The organism is Bacteroidota bacterium (genome assembly GCA_034723125.1).
Classification (GTDB): Bacteria; Bacteroidota; Bacteroidia; order CAILMK01; family JAAYUY01; genus JAYEOP01.
In genome coordinates, this window is the sequence record JAYEOP010000306.1 from 1 (window position 1) to 2754 (window position 2754).

Genomic DNA, 2754 nt, shown 5'->3' on the forward strand with positions numbered 1-2754 from the left:
CATTAAAAGTATCAAAGCTACTGTAGGTATGAGCATAGGTTTTTGAAGTATCTATGGTATTGTCTCCTAAATCCCAAATATTGTAGATGCTGTCGTTATTAATAATGGAACTATTATTAAAAAACTGGAAGTAATTTTCATTAAAGCATTGTTCAGAATCATTGATGCTGAAATTTGTGTTAGGATTGGGTTGGATAACTAACTTAACTTGAGTTAATTTATATGTGCCGCACATATTGCTAGCCTCGCAATAGTAATAACCACTATCACTTAGGTTAGTGTTTGGAATGATTAGGTCGGTTGAATCTGCTCCTGTAATAGCAACACTGTCTTTAAACCATTGGTAGTAAATTGGCTTGGTGCCTATGGAGGAGGTTTTGAGTATAAATGAATCGTTAGCACAAATCTCTACTTTGAAAGGTTCATTAAGTTTTACTAACCATATATCGCTGTTACCGTGATTTCCACTAACATCAATATCATTGGACTTTGTTCCTGATAATATTAAATAGTCTCCGGCACTGTTCTGTATTGCATAACTAGGAGCAACAAATCCAGCATCAGATAAGCTACCTCCCAGATTTATTTCCCATATAATTTCGCCATTATTATTTACTTTAAATACCCAGACATCACTATTCCCGTTATTATTTCCAACATCATGGTCATTTGAATTTGAATAACCGCTAACTAAAAATCCATTATCATTAGTTTGTAAAATTGAATGTCCCCCATCATTACTACTTCCTCCATATCGTTTTTTCCATAGAATATTTCCCCCTGTATCAATTTTTATTATAAATGCATCATTACTTCCTTTTGAATTATCAATGAATGAATTATTTGAAGAAGTATATCCGGTAATAACCAAATCATCTTCAGATGAACAAATACTAGATGCTTCATCAAACAAATTACCACCATAAGTTTTTGTCCATATCATGTTTCCATTTGTATCTAATTTGACAATAACAATATCATTGTAACCATAATTTGTATCAATATCCCCATTTGAAGAAGTAGTTCTACCAACACAATAAATGTAATTGCCTTTTACAAGGATGTCATTACATAATTCATTTATGGAACCTCCAATACATTTTAACCATTTAACATTTCCTCCAATATCGGTTTTAAATATTAACATATCATATCCACCATGATTACCTATGAAATTCCCATTAGTTGAATATGTTCTTCCACCAACAACAATTGAATAGTTATTTATTTTAGCTACACATGAAGCATCATCCCATGAAGTACCTCCTATGCATTTTTGCCATTGAATATTAGCTGTATTATCAAGTAAAATGCTCCAAACATCATGGGCACCACCATTATATCCGCTAACATTACCGCTATTAGAACCAACATATCCTGTAACAAAAATATTGTTTTCATTTAACTCAAGAATTTCTGCAACTCCATCTTGATTAAAACTACCATAACATTTTTGCCAAATAATATTTCCTGTATCATTTACTTCAACAACCCAATAATCAAAACTGCCATGGTTACCCGAGACATCATAATCGTTTGATGCAGTAGTAGCAGTAAACATATAATTATTGCTACTTATTTGAATCAGATTGTAGCTATTATCATATTTAGTACCTCCATAACATTTTTGCCATTCTATTTCAAGTTTTTCTGTACTTGATAGCGAATCTATAATAATTAAATGTGGTTTTTGATTAATTCTTAGTTTCATAATTTCTGTAGAATCAGTTCCACAATCATTACTAACTATGCACCGATATATGCCTGAATCAGTAGCAACCGCATTTGATATATAATAAAAACTATCAGTAGCATTGCTAATAACTTGTCCGTTTTTTTTCCATTGGAATGTAAGTGGCAAAGCACCGATGGCAGAAACAAATAGAGCAGTGCTGTCTCCTATACATAAAGTATCACCGATAGATTGAGTAATAATATTAGGTGGAGTAACCACAGCTACTTGTCTGCTAATGGAATCACTACAGCCAAAATTACTGATGGTTTTTAGCTTTATAGAAAAAGTATCAGCAGTTGAATAATTTACTGTAAAAAAGTTAATTCCTGAGGTATCAATAGACTTGTAATGCCAATATCTTGTGTAACTCCCTGAACCGATAGTTGAATTATCAAGTACATAAAAGGAGTTGGAAGCAAGGCATTGGTTGGTATCGTTTATAGCAAAACTTGCATTGGGTTGAGGATAAACAATAAGCTTTTTGCTAATAGAATCTTTACATCCATGTTGGGAAGTAGTGATAAGCTTTGCATCAAAAGTATCTGCACTTTGATAAGAATGAATTGAATTTTCAAAGTTTAAAGTATCATTATCACCGAATTTCCATAAATAATAAGATATCGAATCATTTTGAATAGTACTTGTGTTTGTAAAAATGAAGTTATTATTTGTAAGGCATTGGGCGGTGTCGTTTATTGAAAACCCAGCTTGTGGATTTGGATAGAAATTGAGGAATAATGTAATGAAACTATCGCAACCATTAACATTCATAATTGTGTCAAAATAAGTCCCGGTATTAAAAAGTGTTTGCCCGTTAAAAATAAAGCTGTCGCAGGTAGTAATTGAAATAGTATCATAACTTGGATAACAACTAATGAATTTTGCAATAAATGCATCATAATTACCACCAAAAGTTGATTGATGCGAACCTGAAGTAGCTATTGCTGTAATTGAATTAGTCATTCCGCTTACATAAACATTTCCATTTTGATCTGTGGAAATACCATAACCATAATCTG

1 protein-coding gene is annotated in these 2754 nt (G+C 32.1%); it reads right to left on the reverse strand.

The features are described from left to right. The coding region (locus tag U9R42_08465; protein ID MEA3496054.1) for an immunoglobulin domain-containing protein at positions 1–2754 on the reverse strand (2754 nt) is incomplete at both ends.